The sequence below is a fragment of the Salibaculum sp. genome (assembly GCF_035270045.1).
Lineage (GTDB): Bacteria > Pseudomonadota > Alphaproteobacteria > Rhodobacterales > Rhodobacteraceae > Salibaculum.
Genome location: NZ_DATFIP010000074.1, coordinates 1 through 4,131 on the forward strand (window position 1 = coordinate 1; position 4,131 = coordinate 4,131).

4 protein-coding genes are annotated in these 4,131 nt (G+C 62.1%); 1 reads left to right on the top strand and 3 read right to left on the bottom strand.

The features are described from left to right. Positions 1–770: aldo/keto reductase (locus tag VJ897_RS12305; RefSeq protein ID WP_324055974.1), on the top strand; the 770-nt coding region annotated here is incomplete at its 5' end. 683 nt (positions 771–1,453) lie between these two features. Here VJ897_RS12305 and VJ897_RS12310 read toward each other — a convergent pair. The 3 genes from VJ897_RS12310 to VJ897_RS12320 form a co-directional block, all read right to left on the bottom strand. Beyond that, positions 1,454–2,095, bottom strand: coding sequence for a DnaJ domain-containing protein (locus tag VJ897_RS12310; protein WP_324055975.1), 642 nt, complete (start codon positions 2,093–2,095; stop codon positions 1,454–1,456). Between the two features lie 55 nt (positions 2,096–2,150). After that, the gene (locus VJ897_RS12315; RefSeq protein ID WP_324055977.1) at positions 2,151–2,915 is read right to left on the bottom strand and encodes an OmpA family protein; all 765 of its coding nucleotides are present in this window, start codon (positions 2,913–2,915) and stop codon (positions 2,151–2,153) included. A gap of 333 nt (positions 2,916–3,248) precedes the next feature. Beyond that, on the bottom strand, positions 3,249–4,131 hold an 883-nt coding region (locus tag VJ897_RS12320; RefSeq protein ID WP_324055979.1), incomplete at its 5' end, for a homocysteine S-methyltransferase family protein.

The following is a 4,131-nucleotide window of genomic DNA, read 5'->3' on the forward strand; positions in this document are numbered from 1 at the left end:
AAAACGAGGCGGGCGTCGGCGAAGGTATCAGGCGCGGCCTGACTGCCACCGGCCTCGCCCGCGAGGACATCTTCGTCACCTCGAAGCTCTGGCCGGGAAACGCCGCATGGGGCGATGCGCCGAAAGGCTATGACGAGACCATTGCTGCTTTTGAGGCCTCCCTCGCGGCGCTGGGTCTGGACTATGTCGATCTATACCTGATCCACGCTCCCTCGGGCGGGCCGGAGCGGGTAAACGAATGGCGTGCTCTGGTCGACCTCAACGAACAGGGAAACGCGCGGTCAATCGGCGTCAGCAATTATACCGAAGCCCATATCGAGGAGATCCGCGCTGCCGGGCTTCCCATGCCGGACTACAACCAGATCGAGCTACATCCTTGGTCGCAGAAGCCGGACCTCCTCGGCTTTATGGCCGCGAACGACATCGCGCCCATAGCCTACAGCTCGCTCGTTCCCCTTTCGACATGGCGTACCGAGCCCGGGCAGAGCAGCCTAAAGACGGACGAGATGCGGACCGCGGGCGCCGATGCGGGTTCTCCTTTCAAAGCGATGGCCGTGAAGTACGGCGTGACCGAAGCGCAGGTTCTACTGCGCTGGGGCGTCCAGAAAGGGTTCGGTGTGCTCCCCAAGAGTCTGAACCCCGAGCGCATGCGCCAGAACATCGATCTCTTCGGTTTCGAGATCGATGCCGCTGACATGGCGCAGATTGAGGGCATGGACCGCGGCGAAGGTGTCGCATGGGCGACGGGCGACCCCCGCTTCATGGGCTAGGTCCGGATAGGGCGGCCCTAAGCGACGGGGCTGATGGCACTGCGCGAGGCGCAAGACGGCGCGAACGCGAAAGCACGAGTCCAAGGAAAGATGGTCGCTTGCGGGCCGCGTGGCGACCGTCTTCTCTGGGCTCTACGCCGTCATCTGAGGCTTTCGGTCAGATGTCCACTTTGTCACGGTGAGCCGACGCGAGTGCGGGGGTAGCCGGTGATCGCTCTGCGGGACGAAACCGACCAGGCACGGCCATACAGGCATCGCTGCAAGCGGCTCACGTTCCCTGAAAGCGGTCGTTCGAACCGCGTTGGACGTCCCAGATCGGGGCAGGTCGTTCGCCGCGCGAGAGCATGATGTTTACATGCAGACAAAGTCCCCATCACGCCGCTGCTCTTTCTGACACGTCCTCGAAGAGCAGCCCGAGCAGGTTAGGCCGCAGATTTAACACGGTCGCCTGCCGTTTGCAGCCGCATCGCCTGCCTGCCGAGACAGCGAGCACGCCGAGAAGGAAGTCACTCGCCCGACCTTCGTGATGATAGGTCCGGAGGTCTCGCTCGAACCTTCGCGCGTCTTCAGCCGGCATTCCCTGAAGAACGCGGTAGAGATGCTCAGGCGGAATACGATCCCGTTTAAGCGTGTCGAGGTCCACGAGGGATCCGATCGCGCAGGTCGAAGAGGCAGAAGTCATGTCACTCACCTCCGCAGTCGTCGGGGGGCTGGCAGAACCGAATCCTTACGCTTCGCGCACCCGGGAACTCCGTGAGCCTCGTTTCCTCGGGGACGAGGATTTCGCCTGCGCAGGAGCCTGCAACCCGGAAACTCACGATCTTTGGTGCGACCTTCCGGCGGCCCGTCAGAACCGCTGCGGGAAGCGCGACACGATTTAGACCCGGAGCCGCGGCGCCTGGAACGACGTAGAGGAGGTCCCGTCCTTTCCGGTGAACGGCCTCCGCGACATGGTCGGCAGCATCCTCCAGAGGATCGTCTTCGAGGAGTGCACGACATTCGGCGATGTCGTCCTCGGCGAGGTGGTCCGTGCGGGTTTCAATGTGCGGCCGGACGGCTCGATGCGGCACAGTGCCAGCCGACCCAGTGTGGGTGGCTGGTCCGTAGTCTGCCTCGGAGCCAAGGTCGGTCTTCAAGCTTTTCAGATACTCGAAGGCCGCATTGACCCCGAGAAACGCGCCGGCCTCACCGGCGGACTTGTCTGGATGCGTCTCGAAGGCAAGTCGCTTCCACGCACGGCGTATGTCGTCGGGGGAGGCAGAGCCGGCGAGACCGAGCGTTTCGAGAGCGGCGGCCCTGGCTTGAACTTTCTGGATGGGGGACATGGCTGGGTACTCTGATCACTGTTGATGTTCACGTATCTTGTCACTCTGGCCGATCTCAGACTTCGTCTCCCCCATTGTTCTTACCCTCCGACTTGCCGGGGTCCGACGTCTCATCGCCATTGCCGCGTCCCGCATTCGACGTGCTGCCGTGCCCCGCATTCGAAGCGCTCTCGCGAGAGCCGTTCGTGTCTGTCGGGCTGGTTGCAGTGTCCGGGCCCGACGCGCCGTCGTGCGGGCCAGGGCCGGACTGCACGACATCTTCCGGTGGGCCGCTTGAAGAACTGCTCCCGCGTTCCGCCACTTCCGGCTCGATAATCTCGAGCACACTGGTTTCGACGCGACGGTTCTGGCGCTCCCGGTTCTCCGTATCGATCAACGGGTGATCTTCTCCTGCACTGACCATCGTCACAAGTCGGGAGGGATCGACGCCGCGACCCACGAGATAGCGTGCGACGGCGCCCGCTCGCCGGAGACCAAGTGCTTCGTTGTAGGCTTGGTTGCCGACCTTGTCGGTATGGCCGGTTACCGAAAAGCGCACCCCGGGCTTGTCGAGAATCCAGGCCGCCTGACGGTCGAGACGGGCCTTCGCTTGCGCATCCAGTACATCTGAATTGAACGCGAAGTGAACGACGAAAGGGGTCTGTCGCTGGAACGTGAGAGACAGTCGAGCGAGGTCACTCATCGCCGCATCCTGCGACCGCATTGCCGCTTCAACATCGCTGCCTGCCGGGGGGATGTCGGTGACGGGGATCTGCTGACAGGCCCCCAGCGTGAGAGCGCCTGCAACGAACGTCGCACGCAAATAAACTGAGCCCAACATGGGTTCTCCTACTGGTTACACACTTACACGACGCCACGTATACAACGCCGGGTTACACAGCCGGCCATGACGCGTCACCAAGCGTCAAACGTGAATGTGCCGAGATTTTGGCGGTACGGTCGAAGACCCAAAACGAGACATCTCTGGTTAACAGTGTTTCAATTTATCCCGAATTGTTCCTGGAAAATTGACGTGGCCGGCGGGAAATGCATCCGGTCCCGCTCTCATCCGGTGTTTCGGTACTGTCGCTGATCTACATCCAGTCAATATGAACGATAGGGTGGACTTGCTTCTGTTAGGGGCCCGAGCCAAGTCCCCCTCCCCTTCGAATCATCAAGCAGGAGCGACTTCCCTGCGAGCCTCTCCGACGTGGTAGGCAATACGGTCGAAGTGCTTGTCCCATGTGCCGCAGCATCCGCCCCAGATGTCGGCATCCGGATAGCGCCGTGCGAGATCGCCCATCATCCGGCCGAGCTCTTCGGGATCGCCTTCCTCGATATGGCCGAGCTGGCACAGGGACACCTTGTCCATCATGGCAGCGTTCGGGCGGAACGATCTGATGCGGCGCGCCCAGTCGCCCGGCTCGAGTGCCGGTTCGAACTCGAGGGGATGCGAGCAATTGATACCGTAGGAGTCAGGCCTCGCGGCACCGGCGTTCGCGTCCGTCTCCTTGATCGCCTCTTTGAGGGTCGGACCCGACTTCAGCCTATGGTTGCTGTCGAGAGTGAAAGAGATGTTCACCGGCAGGCCGGCTGATGCTGCGGCCCGGGCGATGCCGACCGCTTCCGGGACGTTGTTGATCGTCGCCGCCCAGACGAGATCGACGCCACATTCGCGCAGCGTCTCCATTTGGGTCGCGTGATATTCCTCGGCCTCGTCAGCGGTGATATCGCGGTTCAGCGAGTAGGCATCTCCTCGGGGACCGAGAATCCCGGTCACGCAGACGCGCGGAAGCTGATCTTCGTATGGGCGGGCCACGTCCCGCAGGAAGCCGATGCATTTGTGCTGCATCTCGCGCAAACCCTCGGAGGAGTATCCAAGCTTCTCGCCCCAGTCCGGACTTGCGCGATAGTCAAACCCTGCCATCAGGGCCGAAAAGCTGTGCTTCGCAGCCACGTCAAGGTAGCGGCGATACATGTCTCTCAAGTCCGATACCGCTGCAGGGTTGTCCATCAGTTCGAACATCGCGAACTCGCGCAGTTCATGGCCGTGGCGA

Excerpts from the sequence above, each read along its gene's own strand:
- VJ897_RS12310 (WP_324055975.1), bottom strand. The coding sequence starts at position 2,095 with ATGTCCCCCATCCAGAAAGTTCAAGCCAGGGCCGCCGCTCTCGAAACG.
- VJ897_RS12315 (WP_324055977.1), bottom strand. The coding sequence starts at position 2,915 with ATGTTGGGCTCAGTTTATTTGCGTGCGACGTTCGTTGCAGGCGCTCTC.